This is a genomic window from Mesorhizobium sp. WSM3626 (assembly GCF_000513935.1).
Taxonomy (GTDB): domain Bacteria; phylum Pseudomonadota; class Alphaproteobacteria; order Rhizobiales; family Rhizobiaceae; genus Mesorhizobium; species Mesorhizobium salmacidum.
This window is the reverse complement of record NZ_AZUY01000012.1, coordinates 109,521-126,855: the sequence shown is the minus strand read 5'-3', so window position 1 is coordinate 126,855 and position 17,335 is coordinate 109,521. Positions and strand designations below refer to the sequence as shown.

General features: G+C 62.8%; 17 protein-coding genes. 9 read left to right on the top strand and 8 right to left on the bottom strand.

All coding sequences use genetic code 11. From position 1 onward, the window contains the following. Positions 1 to 46 precede the first annotated feature (46 nt). From M653_RS0112575 to M653_RS0112565, 3 genes are all read left to right on the top strand, one after another. A complete protein-coding gene (locus M653_RS0112575) occupies positions 47 to 280 on the top strand; it encodes a BolA family transcriptional regulator (RefSeq protein ID WP_027143674.1) in 234 nt (77 codons plus the stop codon). Between the two features lie 151 nt (positions 281 to 431). Beyond that, a complete protein-coding gene (gene grxD / locus M653_RS0112570; protein WP_013895877.1) occupies positions 432 to 767 on the top strand; it encodes a Grx4 family monothiol glutaredoxin in 336 nt (111 codons plus the stop codon). Positions 768 to 990: 223 nt separating this feature from the next. After that, on the top strand, positions 991 to 2,214 hold the full coding sequence (locus tag M653_RS0112565) for a multidrug effflux MFS transporter (protein WP_198028766.1): 1,224 nt from the start codon (positions 991 to 993) through the stop codon (positions 2,212 to 2,214). Positions 2,215 to 2,244: 30 nt separating this feature from the next. On the opposite strand, the gene M653_RS0112560 is transcribed toward M653_RS0112565, so the two are convergent. The 3 genes from M653_RS0112560 to rpsD all read right to left on the bottom strand — a co-directional run bounded on the left by M653_RS0112560 (position 2,245) and on the right by rpsD (position 4,704). Then, positions 2,245 to 3,072: an inositol monophosphatase family protein gene (locus tag M653_RS0112560; RefSeq protein ID WP_027143672.1), complete on the bottom strand. Its 828-nt coding sequence runs from the start codon at positions 3,070 to 3,072 to the stop codon at positions 2,245 to 2,247. Then, entirely contained in the window at positions 3,062 to 3,949 is an 888-nt protein-coding gene (gene ttcA, locus M653_RS0112555) for a tRNA 2-thiocytidine(32) synthetase TtcA (RefSeq protein ID WP_027143671.1), read from the bottom strand. The genes M653_RS0112560 and ttcA overlap by 11 nt, the downstream gene beginning before the upstream one ends. Before the next feature lie 137 nt (positions 3,950 to 4,086). After that, positions 4,087 to 4,704 (bottom strand): 30S ribosomal protein S4, encoded by a 618-nt coding sequence (rpsD, locus tag M653_RS0112550; RefSeq protein ID WP_027028657.1) that lies wholly within the window; start codon positions 4,702 to 4,704, stop codon positions 4,087 to 4,089. 374 nt (positions 4,705 to 5,078) lie between these two features. Here rpsD and M653_RS1000000135485 point away from each other — a divergent pair, with 374 nt between their 5' ends. Continuing rightward, the gene (locus M653_RS1000000135485) at positions 5,079 to 5,276 is read left to right on the top strand and encodes a hypothetical protein (RefSeq protein ID WP_084636616.1); all 198 of its coding nucleotides are present in this window, start codon (positions 5,079 to 5,081) and stop codon (positions 5,274 to 5,276) included. An 80-nt stretch (positions 5,277 to 5,356) separates the two neighbouring features. Here M653_RS1000000135485 and M653_RS0112545 read toward each other — a convergent pair whose 3' ends face one another. Next, positions 5,357 to 5,545, bottom strand: coding sequence for a DUF3008 family protein (locus tag M653_RS0112545; protein WP_027143670.1), 189 nt, complete (start codon positions 5,543 to 5,545; stop codon positions 5,357 to 5,359). A gap of 156 nt (positions 5,546 to 5,701) precedes the next feature. Between M653_RS0112545 and M653_RS0112540 the strand changes: the two genes are divergently transcribed. Next, positions 5,702 to 7,084: an RNB domain-containing ribonuclease gene (locus tag M653_RS0112540; protein WP_027143669.1), complete on the top strand. Its 1,383-nt coding sequence runs from the start codon at positions 5,702 to 5,704 to the stop codon at positions 7,082 to 7,084. Here M653_RS0112540 and murI read toward each other — a convergent pair. Beyond that, on the bottom strand, positions 7,028 to 7,897 hold the full coding sequence (gene murI, locus M653_RS01000000132400) for a glutamate racemase (RefSeq protein ID WP_032935251.1): 870 nt from the start codon (positions 7,895 to 7,897) through the stop codon (positions 7,028 to 7,030). The two genes, M653_RS0112540 and murI, sit on opposite strands and share 57 nt — an antisense overlap. Beyond that, positions 7,890 to 8,813, bottom strand: coding sequence for an RNA methyltransferase (locus tag M653_RS0112530; RefSeq protein ID WP_027143668.1), 924 nt, complete (start codon positions 8,811 to 8,813; stop codon positions 7,890 to 7,892). Before M653_RS0112530 ends, murI begins: the two co-directional genes overlap by 8 nt. Before the next feature lie 213 nt (positions 8,814 to 9,026). Between M653_RS0112530 and M653_RS0112520 the strand changes: the two genes are divergently transcribed. Together M653_RS0112520 and M653_RS0112515 are read left to right on the top strand one after the other, a co-directional pair. Continuing rightward, complete coding sequence (locus tag M653_RS0112520; protein ID WP_027143667.1) at positions 9,027 to 10,238, top strand: NADP-dependent isocitrate dehydrogenase; 1,212 nt, start codon at positions 9,027 to 9,029, stop codon at positions 10,236 to 10,238. Positions 10,239 to 10,317: 79 nt separating this feature from the next. Continuing rightward, positions 10,318 to 10,944, top strand: a complete 627-nt coding sequence (locus M653_RS0112515) for a glutathione S-transferase family protein (protein ID WP_027143666.1) — start codon at positions 10,318 to 10,320, stop codon at positions 10,942 to 10,944. Positions 10,945 to 11,007: 63 nt separating this feature from the next. Here M653_RS0112515 and alaS read toward each other — a convergent pair whose 3' ends face one another. Then, a complete protein-coding gene (alaS, locus tag M653_RS0112510; RefSeq protein ID WP_027143665.1) occupies positions 11,008 to 13,674 on the bottom strand; it encodes an alanine--tRNA ligase in 2,667 nt (888 codons plus the stop codon). A 272-nt stretch (positions 13,675 to 13,946) separates the two neighbouring features. Next, positions 13,947 to 15,047, bottom strand: coding sequence for a recombinase RecA (gene recA, locus M653_RS0112505; protein ID WP_013895892.1), 1,101 nt, complete (start codon positions 15,045 to 15,047; stop codon positions 13,947 to 13,949). A 302-nt stretch (positions 15,048 to 15,349) separates the two neighbouring features. Here recA and M653_RS0112500 point away from each other — a divergent pair, with 302 nt between their 5' ends. Further along, positions 15,350 to 16,294: a carbohydrate kinase family protein gene (locus tag M653_RS0112500; protein ID WP_027143664.1), complete on the top strand. Its 945-nt coding sequence runs from the start codon at positions 15,350 to 15,352 to the stop codon at positions 16,292 to 16,294. Between the two features lie 57 nt (positions 16,295 to 16,351). Further along, positions 16,352 to 17,269 (top strand): pseudouridine-5'-phosphate glycosidase, encoded by a 918-nt coding sequence (locus M653_RS0112495; protein WP_027143663.1) that lies wholly within the window; start codon positions 16,352 to 16,354, stop codon positions 17,267 to 17,269. Positions 17,270 to 17,335 lie beyond the last annotated feature (66 nt).

Genomic DNA, 17,335 nt, shown 5'->3' with positions numbered 1-17,335 from the left:
CGTATGGGCCGCCGCGCGCCGCCCTCCCGAAACAGGAATTTCTGCAATGGCAATGGACGCCCACGACATCGAAAAACTGATCAAGGAGGGCATACCGGACGCCCGCGTGACGATCCGCGACCTCGCCGGCGATGGCGACCACTACGCGGCCGAAGTCGTGGCCGAGAGCTTTCGCGGAAAAACCCGCGTCCAGCAGCATCAGATGGTCTATGACGCGCTGAAGGGCAATATGGGCGGCGTGCTGCACGCGCTGGCACTGCAGACCAGCGTTCCCGACTGAGCCATTTCCACCCGACACGCTTGGCCCAAAACAGCCCATCCTTTGCACCATTCGGGTGATGGCATGGCTAAAGTCTTGTTTCGGGCAACCTATGGGTTTATTTGAAAGACATGCTTCGAGCCTGACTCCCACAGGCGTGAAAGGATATTCCATGAGCGGCATCAACGACTACATCGACAACGAAGTGAAGGGCAACGACGTCGTCCTTTTCATGAAGGGCACGCCCGGCTTTCCGCAATGCGGATTTTCCGGCCAGGTCGTCCAGATCCTCGACTATATCGGCGCCGACTACAAAGGCGTGAACGTCCTGGACTCCGCCGAACTGCGCCAGGGCATCAAGGATTATTCCAACTGGCCGACGATCCCGCAGCTCTACGTCAAGGGCGAATTCGTCGGCGGCTGCGACATCATCCGTGAAATGTTCCAGGCCGGCGAGTTGCAGACCTTCCTGGTCGAGAAGGGCGTCAGCGTCAAAGGCGCCGCCTAATTCAGCCAAGGCATGTCGACACCGACATGCCTTGGGCACCGGGGCAGCCCACCTCGGCAATTTTAAATCCCGGACACCGGGACCAGGACGAGCCAATGCGCCGGCCCGCCGGCGCATTTTCGTTTGAGAGATCGGACTTGCCGTGGACCAGCAGAAATCAGCGCCGCAAGGGGCAAGCGCCTTGCCCGGGGCAAGCGCCTTGCCCGGGGCAAGCCAATTGCCCATTCCGCGCTGGGAGTTCATCGCGCTCTGCGCGGCGCTGATGGCGCTCAATTCGCTGGCCATCGACATCATGCTGCCGGCGCTGCAGCAGATTGGCGCCTCGCTCGGCGTCGAGAATGAAAACCACCGGCAATATGTGATCACCGCCTACATACTGGGTTTCGGCGGTGGCCAACTGTTCTTCGGGCCGATCTCGGACCGGTTCGGACGCCGTTCGCCGCTCGTCGCCGGCCTGATCATCTATGTGGCGGCGGCCGCCGCGGCCGCGATCGCGCCCAGCTTTGAAACACTTTTGCTATGTCGTGTCGTGCAAGGCATCGGCGCGGCCGCCACGCGCGTCATCGCGGTCTCGATCGTGCGCGATACGTTCGATGGCCGGCGTATGGCCGAAGTCATGTCGCTGATCTTCATGGTGTTCATGGCCATTCCGGTCGTGGCGCCGGGCATCGGCCAGTTCATCATGCTGTTCGCGACCTGGCATTGGATATTCGTCACCATGGCCGTCGGCGCCCTGATTGTGTCGGCATGGTCGCTGCTGCGCCTGCCCGAGACGCTGCATCCCGGATATCGCCGGGCACTGACGGTCTCCTCCATTGTCGGCGGCTTCCGCATCGTGCTCACCAACCGCATCGCGCTCTGCTATGCCTTCGCCAGCACGTTCATCTTCGGCGCCATGTTCGGCTTCATCGCCTCGGCGCAGCAGATCTATGTCAACGTGTTCAACGTCGGCGAGATGTTTCCGGTCATCTTCGCCGGTGTCGCGGGCGTGCTCGCCTTCTCCAATTATCTCAACTCGCGCCTCGTCGGCCGCGTCGGCATGCGCCGCCTGTCGCAAAGCGCACTGCTGCTGTTTCTGGTGATCAGCCTGGCCTGGCTGGTGGTTTCACTGGAAACGAAGATGCCGCTCTGGCTGTTCATCACCTTCTTTGCCGGCGCCATGCTTCCGTTTGGCTGCCTCGGCGCCAATTTCAACGCGTTGGCCATGGAGCCGCTTGGCCAACTGGCCGGCACGGCGTCATCCATCCTGGGGTTCATGCAGACGTTTCTCGGCGGCATTCTCGGCACGCTGATCGGCCAGGCTTTCAACGGCACGGTGACGCCACTGGCCGCCGGGTTCTGCAGCGTCTCGGTTGCCGCGCTGCTGATGATCCTGATTGCCGAGCGCGGCAAGATGTTCCAGCCGCAGAACGCACCCGTCTCAGGGCACGTCACCGACCTGCACTAGATCTGCCGCAGACGCCGCGTCGAACTTAACCTATTGCGCCCACAGCTCGCGGCGCAGCTCCTGCCAGCTGTCCTGGTCCGGCGCGACAAGCAGGCCGCCGTCGACATGCGAGGGCAGATAGGCGCTGCCGTCGATGCGCGCGGCATGGCCGCCGGCTTCCTGATGGATCAGCACGCCAGGCAGGTGATCCCAGGGCATCAGCTTGTTGTAGACGATAAAATGCGCGTGCCCGCTCGCCAGCAGCCGATATTCGTGCGCGGCGCAGCGATAAGCGAACTGCGACAGTGCCTTGGTCTGGTTGCGTGCAAGGCGTGAGCGCTCCGGTTCGTCGAGATATTGCCAGGAGATCGCGCCGGTCATCTGCGAGATCGGCACGGGTGCCGCCACATGCACTTTTTCCAGGGTGCCATGGGCATGCCTGATATGGCTGCCGGCGCCCCTGGCGGCGATGAGCCAATCCTTGCCCACCGGATCATGGATGATGCCCGCGACCGTCTCGCCCCTGACCACGACCGCCAGCATGACGCCGAACAGCGGTACGCCGGATGCGAAATTGAAGGTGCCGTCCACCGGATCGATGGTGAATGCCAGTTCGGCGTCGCCCAAGCCATCGAGCAGCGCCGGATTTTCGGAGCAGGCCTCCTCGCCCACCATCATGGCCGAGGGATAGCGCTCGCGCAGCCTGGCGGTGATCAGCCGCTCGGCGTTGACATCCGCCTCCGTCACCAAGTCGGCTGCGGAAGTCTTCTGGCGGATATCGCCGTCGCCCAGCCGGCGAAAGCGCGGCATGATTTCAGCCTGGGCTGCCTCGGCCAGAATACCGGCCAGCCAGTCGATCGCGGTGTCGTCAAATGTCATCGGAAATGTCTTGCCTGGTCGCGAGGGTTTCATTGAGGGCGGCGAAATCGAACAGCTTTCGGTCGAGCAAATGCGACGGCCTGGTGTTGGACAGGGCGCGGATCATCGTGTCCTTGCGGCCAGGCATGCGCTTTTCGATGTCTTCGAGCATCGCCTTCATGGCGTTGCGCTGCAGCCCTTCCTGGCTGCCGCAGAGATCGCAAGGGATGATCGGGAACCGCATCGCGGCAGCGAATTTCTCCAGGTCGATTTCGGCGCAGTAGCTCAGCGGCCGCAGCACCATGACGTCGCCGTCGTCGTTGAGCAGTTTTGGCGGCATGGCGGCAAGCCGGCCGCCATGGAACAGGTTCATGAAAAAAGTTTCGAGAATATCCTCGCGATGATGGCCGAGGACCAGGGCCGAGCAGCCCTCCTCGCGGGCGATCCTGTAGAGATGGCCGCGCCGCAGCCGCGAGCAGAGCGAGCAATAGGTGCTGCCCTCCGGGAGCTTGTCGGTGACGACCGAGTAGGTGTCCCGGTATTCGATACGGTGGGCTATGCCGTTGGCGTCGAGATAGTCGGGCAGGATGTGCTTGGGGAAATTCGGCTGACCCTGGTCGAGGTTGCAGGCCAGCAACTCGACCGACAGCATCCCGCGCCATTTGAGATCAAGCAGCATGGCAAGCAGACCGTAGGAATCCTTGCCGCCCGACAGCGCGACCAGCCAGCGCTCACCGGGCTTCACCATCGAAAAATCCTCGATCGCCTGGCGGGTCAGCCGCAGCAGCCGCTTGCGCAATTTGTTGAACTCGACCGAGGAAGACACATCGGCGAACAGCGGATGGAAACCACCGTCGGCGACCGGTTCAAGCGTTTCGATGTCTGGCAGCATGTTCATGGCGCGACGGCCCCGGAAATGTGACTTCCGCCCGGATTAACGCATCGGCCGGAAAATCGAAACGGCAAAGCGGATGCCCGAAAACAAAAAAGGCCGCCTCGAAGGCGGCCTTTCCGATATCGCAGAAAAGCCTTCGCTTAGCGCGAGTAGAATTCGACGACCAGGTTCGGTTCCATCTGCACGGCGAATGGAACGTCGGCGAGGCCCGGGATGCGCGAGAAGGTCGCGACCATCTTGTTGTGATCGGCTTCGATGTAGTCCGGCACGTCGCGCTCGGCGAGCCCGACCGACTCCAGGACAATGACCAGCTGCTTCGACTTTTCGCGCACTTCGATGACATCGCCCGGCTTGCAGCGGTACGAGCCAATGTTGACGCGCTTGCCGTTGACGTTGACGTGGCCGTGGTTGACGAACTGACGGGCGGCGAAGATGGTCGGTACGAACTTGGAGCGGTAGACGACCGCGTCGAGACGCGATTCGAGCAGGCCGATCAGGTTCTCCGAGGTGTCGCCCTTGCGGCGATCGGCCTCTTCATAGACCTTGCGGAACTGCTTTTCCGAAACGTCGCCATAGTGACCCTTCAGCTTCTGCTTGGCGCGCAGCTGCAGGCCGAAATCGGAAAGCTTGCCCTTGCGGCGCTGGCCATGCTGGCCGGGGCCGTATTCACGCTTGTTGACCGGGGACTTCGGGCGGCCCCAGATATTTTCGCCGAGACGGCGGTCGATCTTGTATTTCGCGGATTCGCGCTTGCTCATCGCATTCCCTTTTCAAAACAGCACACCCGGCACCTCATGGTCCGGGTGAAGGAAACGCGCCCTCCTCTGGCCTCCGTTTTCGAGACCTGACAGGGTTTTCCCACGCAACGCGGCGGAAAACCCACGGGACACGTCAGTTCAAACAAGGCCAGAACAAATAGGGTGACTGACTTTGCGTATATAAAAGAAACACCGGACATCGCTGCCCGGCGTTGGCGGCTGGTTAAACCGAGATTTAACCGATGTCAAGCTTGTGAGTAGCGTGGCCAATCACAACCATGTAGCGTTTGCGACGTTGATGCGATGCCGGATGTGGCGGGAGGTTTTGCGCCAGCGGCACCAGGAAGGGACTGGAGCTAGAGGAGCCCAATTGCATGAAGAAGTTCTTCCTTACCCTGGCAGGCGCCGCGGTGCTTGCAGGATCGATGGGGGTGGCGCCGGAGCCGGCCATGGCGCGTCATTGGCATGGCCACAAACAGGTCTGCCGGGTCATCGTCAAAAAGAGAGTGGTGTGGCGGCATGGTCATCGCAGGGTGATTGTCGAGAGAATTCGGCGCTGCCACCGCTGGTAGGCTGTTCAAGCAACAATCCCAAAGGGCCAGCGAACGTCGCTGGCCCTTTTTCATTTCCAAGATAGTCTGGCTCGAAGCGCTCAATCCTGGGATTTTTTCTCCGGTAGTCCCTTGCGCTTGGTCTCGGCGAATTCCTCGAGCTGCTTTTCATTCATCGATTCATACATGCCCTTGGAAGCGCCTTTGAGCTCGCTCTTCTTGGTCTCGCCACGTTTGGCGGAGAGTGCGGCGCCGGCGGCCTTCTGCTGGGCTTTCGAGGTGGCTGGCATGGCGGTTCTCCTTTGCTGTCAGGAGAAACGCCGCGCTTCGGCGGCGGTTCCAGCGCCAGTGGCCCATTCCGGTCCGCTCGGTGCCAGCCGGTGGCCGGCCTTGGCGATTTTCGTTGGTACCTTCCCGTGTCCGGAACCCCAGTGTAGGACGGCTGAATGAAATCCCTGACCGATCCCTCACAGGCTCTCTCCACCGGCCTGGCGAAAATCCGCACCGAATTACACGTGCCGGATGGATTTCCGGCTGATGTAGTTGCCGCGGCGGAGGCGGCGGCCAAACGCGTGCCCGACCAGCATGCCGATCGAAGGGCGATGCCCTTCGTCACGCTCGATCCGGCTGCCTCCACCGATCTCGATCAGGCGTTCTCGATCGAGGCGAGCGGTGGTGATCTTCTGCTGCATTATGCCATTGCCGACGTGGCCTGGTTCGTCGAGGACGGCGACGCGGTGGATCTCGAAGCCTGGACGCGCGGCGAGACATTTTACTTGCCGGACGGCAAGGCCGGACTCTACCCGCCGGTGATTGCCGAGGGTGCGGCAAGCCTGTTGCCGGATAGACCCCGTCCAGCTGTTATCTTCACGGTCCGGATTGCGCAGGACGGTGCAACGAAGTTGGACGGTGCGGAGCGGGCAATCATTCAAAGCCGCGCCAAGCTCGCCTACGACAGCGTGAAGGCTTCCGACGTTCCGGCCGGCTTTGCCGAAATGGCGTTGCGCATGGCAATGAACGAACAGCGTCGCGGGGCTTCCCGCGTCGACCCACCCGAGCAGGAGGTGGAAAGGCTTGCCGATGGCACATACCGGCTTTCGTTCAGACCGCTGCTGCAATCCGAGCAGGACAACGCAGCACTTTCGCTGGCCGCCAACATGGCGATTGCCGATGCCATGCTTGCGCACCACACCGGCTTGTTCCGGGTGATGTCGGGGCCGGATGCTTTCAAGGTTCAAAGATTGCGCAACGCGGCACAGGCTCTCGGACTGTCCTGGCCGGCCTCCACCGGTTTGCGAGACTATCAGCGAACCCTCGATCCGACCGATCCGCGACAAGCAGCACTGATGCTGGAAATCCGCCATGCAAGCCCCGGCGCGTCTTATCAACCCTATTACGACGGCGTTGTCCCATGGCATGAGGCCATGGCTGCGACCTATGCCCATGCAACGGCACCACTCCGACGGCTTGCCGATCGCTATGTCGTGCGCTGCGCGCTGGCTATCGCCAACGGCCAGCCCGTGCCCCAGGCTGTCACCGACGCATTCGCCAGATTGCCGAAGGCTATGGGACGTGCGGATAGCCGCGCTTCGCAGATCAACCATGCGGCCATCGACCTTGCCGAGGCAATAATGCTCAGGGGACGCGAGGGGGAGATTTTCAAAGCCGTCGTCACCGACTTCGTCGACCATGGCGTGCGTGTTCAGCTTGCCGACATGCCTGTCGTCGCCACCGTAAAGGCCTCCGGCCTCAGACAGGGCGACGGCCTGACGCTAAGGCTGGTCCTGGCCGATCCGGATCGACGCAGCATCGTCTTCGAACCTGTTTGAGTGGCGGGCATCTCCGCCACTGTCTAAGTGCACGGTCAGCCCAAAGCCCTGCATAAGGCGGCTGACGGCGAAATCCGCCTTGCCCGAGGTGAAGACCGCGATATCGGACTCGCCTTGCGGCAGCGCCCCATCGATAGGCGGCAGCAGCGAAAGGACGCGCCGTGCGATCGCCTCGGCCGGATCGATCCAGTCGACCGGCCAGGGCGCGGTCTTGCGCATGCGATTGACCAGAAAGGGATAGTGCGTGCAGGCCAGCACAACGATATCGGTGCGCATGCCGTCACGCTCGATGAAGCATGGCGCGATCTCGGCGCGCACGGCCTCCTCGTCGACGAAGCCCTCGCGCATATAGGCTTCGGACAGGCCCGCCAGCCTGTCGCTGCCGACCAGGCGGACATGGCATTTCTGCGCCCATTTGGCGATCAGGTCGCGCGTGTACTGGCGCTTTACCGTGCCCGGGGTCGCCAACACCGAGACCAGGCCCGAGCGCGTGCGCTCGGCCGCCGGCTTGACCGCCGGCACCGTGCCGACAAAGGGATGGCCGGGAAAGGTATCGCGCAGCGCGTCGATCACCAGCGTTGAGGCGGTGTTGCAGGCGATGACCGAAAGGGCCGGCGCAAAGCGGTCGAGCAGTCTGGCGAACAGCTCCAGTATATGGGTCCGCAGCGCCGGCTCTTCCCAGGCGCCAAAAGGAAAGGCGGCATCGTCGGCGACATAGATGAAGCGCCGGTCGGGCATCAGCACGCGCGCCTCGCGCAAAACGGTGAGCCCGCCGACGCCGGAATCGAACATCAGGATCGGCTGGTCAGTCATTGTCGGTTCCCTTGCCGCCGAGCGGCGGCGTGTCCGCGTCGTCGCCGTTGGCGTCCGGCACCACCCGGCCAGCAGCCTCCGCCTTGCGGGCGCGCGCGGCGGCCGCGGGCAAACGCCTCGGATCATCGCCCGGCGAGCCATCGCCGCGCGGCATCGCCGGTGAGAACCGGTCTAGTGACGAGATGATGCCGCGCAACACCTTGAGCTCCGGTTCGGCAAAGCCGGCGCGCGTCAGCACGGCGCGCAGATTGTCGACCATTTTCGGCTTCTTCGGCGCCGGCCGGAAATAGCCGCGCGCTTCCAACGCGCCTTCCAAATAGGCGAACAGGCCGTGCAATTCTTCCTTGCTTGCAGGCTTCATCTCAGGCCCCGTAAAGTTTGTCCTGGTCTCGTCCTCCAGGCCCGACTTCATCCACTCATAGGACATCAGCAAGGCCGCCTGGGCGATGTTGAGCGAGGAGAAGTCGGGATCGACCGGGAAAGTGACGATCTCGTCGGCGAGGCCAACCTCGTCATTGTAGAGACCGAAGCGTTCGCGTCCGAACAGGATGCCGGTGCGTTGTCCCATTTCGTAGCGGGCACGCAGCATCCTGCCTGCTTCCACCGGGCCGCGCACGGATTTGAAGCCGTCGCGCTGCCTGGCGGTGGTGGCGAAGACGAAGTTCAGGTCGGCGAGCGCCGAGGCCAGGTCGTCAAAAACCCTGACGGCGTCGATGACATGGTCGGCACGGCTGGCGGCGGCGCGCGCCTTCTCGCTCGGCCAGCCGTCGCGCGGGTTGACCAGGCGCAGCTCCGAAAGTCCGAAATTGGCCATGGCGCGGGCGACCATGCCGATGTTCTCGCCAAGCTGCGGCTCGACCAGAATGATCGCCGGGCCGGCGGCTGCGGGGTTAATGGAATCTTTGGTGATGGGCATGATTGTCAATGAACTGCTGTTTGCGGCATTTCAGCGTCCCCTGCCATATTCAACCGGGAAAATGAAGCATTCGCAAATGGCAGGGGTCACGGCCTCGCATTCGTGACCGATGGTCGTTTGCGTGGCCAAAAGCGCTTTGATATACGGGCGGCATCCCCGGCCAACGCCACGCGGGCAAGGCCGTCCCATTCCCAGCAACGAGGCATTCTTTCCATGGCGAAGATCAAGGTGGCGAACCCGGTCGTCGAACTCGACGGCGACGAGATGACCCGCATCATCTGGCAGTTCATCAAGGACAAGCTGATCCACCCTTATCTCGACCTCAAGCTTGAATATTACGACCTCGGCATCGAGCACCGCGACGCCACCAATGACCAGGTGACGATCGATTCGGCCAACGCCATCAAGAAATACGGCGTCGGCGTGAAATGCGCGACCATCACCCCCGACGAACAGCGCGTCGAGGAATTCAAGCTGAAGAAGATGTGGAAATCGCCCAACGGCACCATCCGCAACATTTTGGGCGGCACCATCTTCCGCGAGCCGATCATCATGAAGAACGTGCCGCGCCTGGTGCCCGGCTGGACCAAGCCGATCATCGTCGGCCGTCATGCCTTCGGCGACCAGTATCGCGCCACCGATTTCCGCTTCCCCGGCAAGGGCAAGCTGACGATCAAATTCGTCGGCGAGGATGGCCAGGTGATCGAGCATGACGTGTACGATGCGCCCGGCGCCGGTGTCGCCATGGCCATGTACAATCTAGACGAGTCGATCCGCGAATTTGCCCGGGCGTCGCTGAACTACGGGCTGCTGCGCAATTATCCGGTCTACCTGTCGACCAAGAACACCATCCTCAAGGCCTATGACGGCCGCTTCAAGGACATATTCCAGGAGGTCTACGAGGCTGAATTCGAGGCCGAGTTCAAGTCGAAGAAACTTTGGTACGAGCACCGCCTGATCGACGACATGGTGGCGTCGAGCCTGAAATGGTCGGGCGGCTATGTCTGGGCCTGCAAGAACTATGACGGCGACGTCCAGTCCGACACGGTTGCGCAGGGTTTTGGGTCGCTCGGCCTGATGACCTCGGTGCTGATGACGCCGGATGGCAAGACCGTCGAAGCCGAAGCCGCGCACGGCACTGTCACCCGCCACTATCGCCAGCATCAGAAGGGCGAGGAAACCTCGACCAATTCGATCGCCTCGATCTTCGCCTGGACACGGGGCCTGGCGCACCGCGCCAAGCTCGACGACAACGCCGAACTGAAGCGTTTTTCCGAGACCCTGGAAAAGGTCTGCATCCAAACCGTCGAGAGCGGTTTTATGACCAAGGACCTGTCGCTTTTGATTGGCCCCGACCAGCCTTGGTTATCGACCACCGGCTTCCTCGACAAGATCGACGAGAATTTGCAGAAGGCGATGGCGTAGGTACCCGCAGTTCCAAATGCCGAAGGCTCCGAAAGGAGCCTTCGGTCTTTAGGGCCGGCGAAAGCTAAGGGCTGACAGCGTGACCAAGCCAATCCTCTACGGCGCGGACTACAGTGTGTATGTGCGCATCGCGCGGATGGCGCTGGCGGAGAAAGGCATCGACTGCGAGTTGGTGCCGCTCGACATCTTCGCCTCCGAGGGGGTCCCGGCTTGGTATCTCGAACACCATCCGTTCGGCCGCATTCCGGCCTTCGAGCACGACGAGTTCCGCCTGTTCGAGACCAGCGCGATCGCTCGCTATGTCGACGAGGCCTTCGATGGGCCGGCGCTGCAGCCTGCCGATGCGCGCGGCCACGCCAGGATGGGCCAGATCATCGGCATGCTCGATGCCTATGCCTATCGGGCGATGGTCTGGGACGTCGCTGTCGAGCGGCTGGAAAAAGAAGCGCCCGACGAGGCGCTGATCGCCGACGGGCTGCGGCAAGCCGAAACAGTGCTCGGGGTGCTGACGTCGCTGAAGGCACAAGGGCCATGGCTGCTTGGCGACCAGCTGACGTTGGCCGACCTGCATGCGGCGCCGATGATCGGCTATTTCGTCAAGGTGATCGAGGGGCGCGACTTGCTGGCGCGGTTCGCGGATATCCGGGACTGGTACGCGCGTGTCTCGGTGCGTGCAAGCTTTGCGCGCACCGACAAGGTTGATTGACAGGATTGAGATGGCTGCGGGGCAGCGCCCCTCCCAACCTTCGTAATAAGTCCAATCCGACGCTTACGCCGCTTCCAGCGCCGCCCTTACCGCCGCGATCGCATCGTTGGCTTTCGACGCATCCGGTCCGCCGGCCTGGGCCATGTCGGGACGGCCGCCGCCGCCCTGCCCGCCCAATGCGGCGGAGGCGACGCGCACCAAGTCGACGGCGCTGAAGCGGTTGACGAGATCATCGGTGACGGCGACCACGACGCTCGCCTTGTTGTCCTCGCCAGCGCCAACGAACACGACGACGCCAGAGCCCAACGAAGTCTTGCCGGCGTCGGCCAGCGGCTTCAAATCCTTCGGCGAGACGCCGGAAACCGCCTTGCCGAGGAAGCCGACGCCAGCGACGATCTCGCTGGCGGCCGGGGCATCGGCAGGCGACCCGCCGCCCAGCGCCAGCTTCTTGCGCGCTTCGGCCAGGTCCTTCTCGAGCTTCTTGCGCTCTTCGAGCAGTGCTTCGACGCGCGCTGGCACATCGGCCGGCGAGATCTTCAGCGTGGCGGCGGCCGCCTTCAGCCGCCTGTCCTGCTCGTCGAGATGTTTCCGCGCGGCTTCGCCTGTCAGCGCCTCGATGCGGCGCACGCCTGCGGCGACCGCGCCGTCCGAAACGATGCGCACCAAGCCGATATCGCCGGTCGCCCTGACATGCGTGCCGCCGCAGAGCTCGACCGAATAAGGCCGGTTGGCCTTGGCGCCATGAACGCCCGTGCCCATCGAGACGACGCGCACCTCGTCACCATACTTCTCGCCGAACAGCGCCGTCGCGCCCTCAGCAATGGCGTCGTCGACCGACATCAGGCGCGTGGTCACCGGGCTGTTTTGGACGACGATCTCATTGGCCATGCGCTCGACCTCCTCAAGCTCCTGCGGAGAGATCGGCTTGTTGTGCGAGATATCGAAACGCAGGCGCTCGGGCGCGACCAGCGAGCCTTTTTGAGCGACATGGGTGCCCAGCACCTCGCGCAGCGCCTCATGAATCAGATGCGTCGCGGAATGGTTGGCGCGTAGCCTGGAACGCCTGGCATGATCAACCTTCAGTTCGACCGCGGCACCCGTCTTGAGCGTGCCTGCGATCACCTTGCCGAGATGCACAAACAGACCATCGGCCTTCTTCTGCGTGTCGGAAATCTCGATCGAGAACCCCTCACCCGAGATTACGCCGGTGTCGCCCATCTGGCCGCCGGATTCGCCATAGAACGGCGTCTGGTTTACGATCACGGCGACCGCATCGCCTTTGGCGGCGCTGTCAACGGTCTTGCCGTCCTTGACCAGCGCCTGGATGAGGCCCTCAGCCTGCTCGGTTTCGTAGCCGAGGAATTCGGTGGCGCCGGTTTTTTCACGCACGGAGAACCAAACCGTTTCGGTGGCGGCCTCGCCGGACCCGGCCCAGTGCTTACGCGCCTCCGCCTTCTGCTGCTCCATCGCATTGGTAAATCCGGCAAGATCGACCGAAATGCTGCGCTGGCGCAGCGCGTCCTGTGTCAGGTCGAGCGGAAAGCCATAGGTGTCATAGAGCTTGAATGCCGTCTCGCCATCCAGCATGTCGCCGGCGCCGAGCTTCTCCGTCGCCTCGGAGAGCAGCCCGAGGCCGCGCACCAGCGTCTTGCGGAACCGTGTCTCCTCGAGTTTCAAGGTCTCGGTAATCATCGTTTCGCCGCGCACCAGTTCCGGATAGGCCTGGCCCATCTCGCGCACCAGCGCCGGCACCAGCTTCCACATCAACGGATCGCGGGCGCCGAGCAACTGCGCATGGCGCATGGCGCGGCGCATGATACGGCGCAGCACATAGCCGCGACCTTCATTCGACGGCAGCACGCCATCGGCGACAAGGAAGGAGGACGAGCGCAGGTGATCGGCAATGACGCGGTAGGAGGCAACCGTTTCCGCATCGGGCGCGCGCCCAAGCGCGGAGGACGCCGCATCGATCAAATGACGGAACAGGTCGGTCTCGAAGATGCTCTCCACCCCTTGCAGGATGGATGCCATGCGCTCCAGGCCCATGCCGGTGTCGATAGACGGGCGCGGCAGGTCGACGCGCTCCTCCTTCGTCACCTGCTCATACTGCATGAACACCAGGTTCCAGAATTCGAGGAACCGGTCGCCATCCTCCTCCGGACTGCCGGGAGGGCCGCCCCAGATGTGCTCGCCACGGTCGATGAAGATTTCCGAGCACGGGCCGCAGGGTCCGGTATCGCCCATCGCCCAGAAATTGTCCGAGGTCGGGATGCGGATGATGCGATCGTCGGAGAAACCGGCGATCTTCTTCCAGAAACCGGCCGCCTCATCGTCGGTGTGGTAGACGGTGACCAGCAGCTTGTCCTTCTTCAGCCCGAATTCCTTGGTGATGAGATTCCAGGCAAGCTCGATGGCGCGCTCCTTGAAATAATCGCCGAAGGAGAAATTGCCGAGCATCTCGAAGAAGGTCAGGTGGCGCGCGGTATAGCCGACATTGTCGAGATCGTTGTGCTTGCCGCCGGCGCGAACGCTTTTCTGCGCCGTGGTGGCACGCGAATAGGGCCGCTTCTCCAAACCGGTGAAGACGTTCTTGAACTGCACCATGCCGGCATTGGTGAACATCAATGTCGGATCGTTGCGCGGCACGAGCGGGCTCGAGGCCACGACCTCGTGGCCCTCCTTGCGGAAATAGTCGAGAAATGTCGACCGGATCTCGTTGACGCCACTCATGGATACTGCCTTTTCAAGAGAGCCGCCGGCCGGACCGGCGGGGAGATGGCTCTGTGTTTTCTAGAAGATGGAGTTGGCCTTTTAGCCGCAGCTCTTGACCCTGTCCAGAAACACGGAATTGGGCCAATTCGCGCTTTGCACCGGCACTTACGTAGGCACGCAAACGAAAACCGCCGGCTCGAAGGCCGGCGGTTTGGAACGCGGTACTACAGAACTCTGTTACTTAAGCATCGGATAATAGGCTGGATTTATGGCCAAACTCTGGCGCTGCCCTACATCGCGCCGGCTTCGTCCTCAAAACCGTCGTCGCCATTGCCCTCTGAGCCACCGTTTTCGAGGAACTTTTCGGCGATCAACCCGGCATTCTGCCTGAGCGCCAGCTCGATCTCGCGCGCGGTGTCGGGATTGTCGCGCAGGAACAGTTTGGCGTTCTCGCGGCCCTGGCCGAGACGCTGCGAATTATAGGAGAACCAGGCGCCCGACTTCTCGACCACACCGGCCTTGACGCCGAGATCGACCAGTTCGCCAGTCTTGGAGACGCCCTCGCCATACATGATGTCGAACTCGACCACCTTGAAGGGCGGCGCCAGCTTATTCTTGACCACCTTGACGCGGGTCTGGTTGCCGACCACCTCGTCGCGATCCTTGACCGAGCCGATACGGCGGATGTCTAGACGCACCGAGGCGTAGAATTTCAGCGCGTTGCCGCCGGTCGTCGTCTCGGGCGAACCGAACATGACGCCGATCTTCATGCGGATCTGGTTGATGAAGATGACCATGGTGTTGGAGCGCGAGATCGAGGCGGTCAGCTTGCGCAGCGCCTGGCTCATTAGGCGGGCCTGCAGGCCGGGCAGCGAATCGCCCATCTCGCCCTCGATTTCGGCGCGCGGCGTCAGCGCCGCCACCGAATCGACCACCAGCACGTCGATGGCGCCGGAACGCACCAGCGTGTCGCAAATCTCCAGCGCCTGCTCGCCGGTATCGGGCTGCGAGATCAGCAGGTTTTCAAGATCGACGCCGAGTTTGCGGGCGTAGACCGGATCGAGCGCGTGCTCGGCATCGACGAAGGCGCAGATGCCGCCCTTCTTCTGGGCTTCGGCCACGGTATGCAGGGCCAGCGTCGTCTTGCCCGAGCTTTCCGGCCCGTAGATCTCGATGATACGGCCGCGCGGCAGACCGCCGACGCCGAGCGCGATGTCGAGGCCGAGCGAGCCTGTCGGCACCGTTTCGATCTCGACGACCTGCTCGTTGGCGCCGAGCCGCATGATCGAGCCCTTGCCGAAAGCCCGCTCGATTTGCGACAGCGCCGCATCCAGAGCCTTTGATTTGTCCACTGCCTTATCCTCTACCAGCCGCAAAGAATTCTGAGCCATGATACATCACCCCTTGGTCGTCAATGAAGGCCGGACAATCCGTAATCCTTGTCATTTTGTACCTTTTTTGTTCTCATTTGGCAAGGGGTGACAACCAGTTGAAAAACAAGCGTTATCCTGATTTGTTCTTTTTTTGTCTCGCAAACCCGGGCAGGAACAGGCTCCGCCCGGGCAGGAACAGGCCGCGCATTGGGCCAGACGGCTCGATCGTATCGCCCGGCCGAATCGCCGTCCTGCATGCGAAGCTCTGTCGCGCACTCTAGCGCTTGTGCGGTCCCAACAACAAAGGTCATATCGCCGCCATGGTGGATTCCTTGAAGGTACTGGCCGTGGGCGGTGCCCATATCGACCGGCGTGGCCAAGTGTCCGGCCCCTATGTGCCGGCCGCCTCCAATCCCGGCACGATGCGCGAGGATGTCGGCGGTGGCGTCTTCAATGCGTTGCGCAGCATGGTGCGGCGCGGCCTCTGCGCATCGCTGCTTTCGGTGCGCGGTGGCGATGCGTCAGCCGATACGGTTTCACGGGCCATCGCCGAGGCAGGCATCGCCGATCTTTCGGCGGTGTTCCTCGATCGTGCCACGCCGAGCTACACAGCGCTGATCGATCGCGAGGGCGAATTGATCGTCGGCTTTGCCGACATGGCATTGTACGACCTGGCTTTTCCCAAGCAGATCAGGCGTTCCAAGATACGCCAGGAAGTGGCCGCCGCGGATGCCATCCTGTGCGACGCCAACCTGCCGTCGGCCGCACTGGAGGGGTTGCTGTCGCTCGCCGCCGGTAAACCGGTTTTCGCCATCGCGATTTCCCCGGCCAAGGTGACGCGGCTGATACCGGTGCTCGGCGGACTGGCCCAACTCTTCATGAATCGACGGGAGGCCGCTGTGCTGGCCGGCGTCAACGCAAGTGCCGGCGAGCGGGAAATGATCGACGGGTTGCGGTGCAGCCGCCTTGCCAGCGGCGTGGTCACGGCAGGCAGCGGCCCTGTGCTGGGTTTCGACGGTACGGGCGCCTTCTCGATCCTGCCGCCTGCCCCCAGAAAAGTCGCGGATGTCACCGGCGCCGGCGACGCGCTGGCGGGCGCGACGGTCGCGGCGCTGCTGCGCGGCCTGCCGTTGCGCCAGGCCCTGCGCGAAGGCGTCGCGGCGGCAATCCTGGCCATCGAAAGCGCCAACGCGGTGCCCGAATTCACCGCGGCGAGCTTCGCGGAGGCGCTGGCTCTTGTGCCGGATGCCAGGGAAGTGGCATGAGACCGGCAAATTCATAGAGCGCAGTGGATGCGCCGCACTCCGGATTGAAGATCAGAGATGACGCCAGAAACCGCCCGCCCTTTCATCGATATCCACGCACCGGTGGCGCAAGCCCTGGCCGACGGGCGCCCGGTGGTGGCGCTCGAAAGCACCATCATCACCCATGGCATGCCCTATCCCGACAATGGCGCCATGGCGGCCAATGTCGAAAAGATCATCGCTGACGGCGGCGCGGTGCCGGCGACGATCGCCGTGATTGGCGGCCGCATCAAGATCGGCCTCTCCGACGGCGAGCGCGAATCGCTGGCGATGACGGGTGGCGCCATGAAGCTGTCGCGCGCCGATTTCGGCTTCGCCGTCGCGCAAGGCCGCACCGGGGGCACCACGGTCGCGGCGACCATGATCGCGGCTGACATGGTCGGGATAAAGGTATTCGCCACCGGCGGCATCGGCGGCGTGCACAAGGGCGCGGAAAAGAGTTTCGACATCTCGGCCGACCTCGATGAACTGGCGCGCACGCCGGTCATCGTCGTCTCGGCCGGCGCCAAGGCGATCCTCGACATCGAAAAGACGCTGGAAGTGCTGGAGACGCGCGGCGTGCCCGTTATCGGCCATGGCTGCGAGACGATGCCGGCCTTCTGGTCGCGGCAGTCGCCGTTCCGGGCGCCATTGACGCTGCACAAGCCGGAAGACATCGCGCATTTCTATCAGACGCGCCTGGCTCTGGGTTTGGGCGGCGGCTTGCTGATTGCCAATCCGGTGCCGGAAAACCACGAAATCCCCGCTGAAGAAATGGCGGGCTACATCGAAGCCGCGCAGAAAGCGGCCGAAGACCTCAACGTCACCGGCAAAGCGGTGACACCGTTCCTGCTGGGAAAAATCCTCGAACTCACCGGCGGCCGCAGCCTGAAGACCAACATCGCGCTGGTCGAGAACAATGCAAGGCTGGCGGCTGAGATCGCCAAGGCCTTGTAGTTCACGCGGCGAAGGCCCCCTCACTCGGATTGCCAAAACCGAATTGCAAAGAGCAATTCGGGGCAA

Coding starts and splice junctions, on each gene's coding strand:
- ttcA (WP_027143671.1), bottom strand. CDS start 3,949: ATGAACATGCTGCCAGACATCGAAACGCTTGAACCGGTCGCCGACGGT.
- M653_RS0112560 (WP_027143672.1), bottom strand. CDS start 3,072: ATGACATTTGACGACACCGCGATCGACTGGCTGGCCGGTATTCTGGCC.
- recA (WP_013895892.1), bottom strand. CDS start 15,047: ATGGCTCAGAATTCTTTGCGGCTGGTAGAGGATAAGGCAGTGGACAAA.
- rpsD (WP_027028657.1), bottom strand. CDS start 4,704: ATGAGCAAGCGCGAATCCGCGAAATACAAGATCGACCGCCGTCTCGGC.
- murI (WP_032935251.1), bottom strand. CDS start 7,897: ATGACTGACCAGCCGATCCTGATGTTCGATTCCGGCGTCGGCGGGCTC.
- M653_RS0112575 (WP_027143674.1), top strand. CDS start 47: ATGGCAATGGACGCCCACGACATCGAAAAACTGATCAAGGAGGGCATA.
- grxD (WP_013895877.1), top strand. CDS start 432: ATGAGCGGCATCAACGACTACATCGACAACGAAGTGAAGGGCAACGAC.
- M653_RS0112545 (WP_027143670.1), bottom strand. CDS start 5,545: ATGCCAGCCACCTCGAAAGCCCAGCAGAAGGCCGCCGGCGCCGCACTC.
- M653_RS0112495 (WP_027143663.1), top strand. CDS start 16,352: ATGACGCCAGAAACCGCCCGCCCTTTCATCGATATCCACGCACCGGTG.
- M653_RS0112520 (WP_027143667.1), top strand. CDS start 9,027: ATGGCGAAGATCAAGGTGGCGAACCCGGTCGTCGAACTCGACGGCGAC.
- M653_RS0112540 (WP_027143669.1), top strand. CDS start 5,702: ATGAAATCCCTGACCGATCCCTCACAGGCTCTCTCCACCGGCCTGGCG.
- M653_RS1000000135485 (WP_084636616.1), top strand. CDS start 5,079: ATGAAGAAGTTCTTCCTTACCCTGGCAGGCGCCGCGGTGCTTGCAGGA.
- alaS (WP_027143665.1), bottom strand. CDS start 13,674: ATGAGTGGCGTCAACGAGATCCGGTCGACATTTCTCGACTATTTCCGC.
- M653_RS0112530 (WP_027143668.1), bottom strand. CDS start 8,813: ATGCCCATCACCAAAGATTCCATTAACCCCGCAGCCGCCGGCCCGGCG.
- M653_RS0112500 (WP_027143664.1), top strand. CDS start 15,350: ATGGTGGATTCCTTGAAGGTACTGGCCGTGGGCGGTGCCCATATCGAC.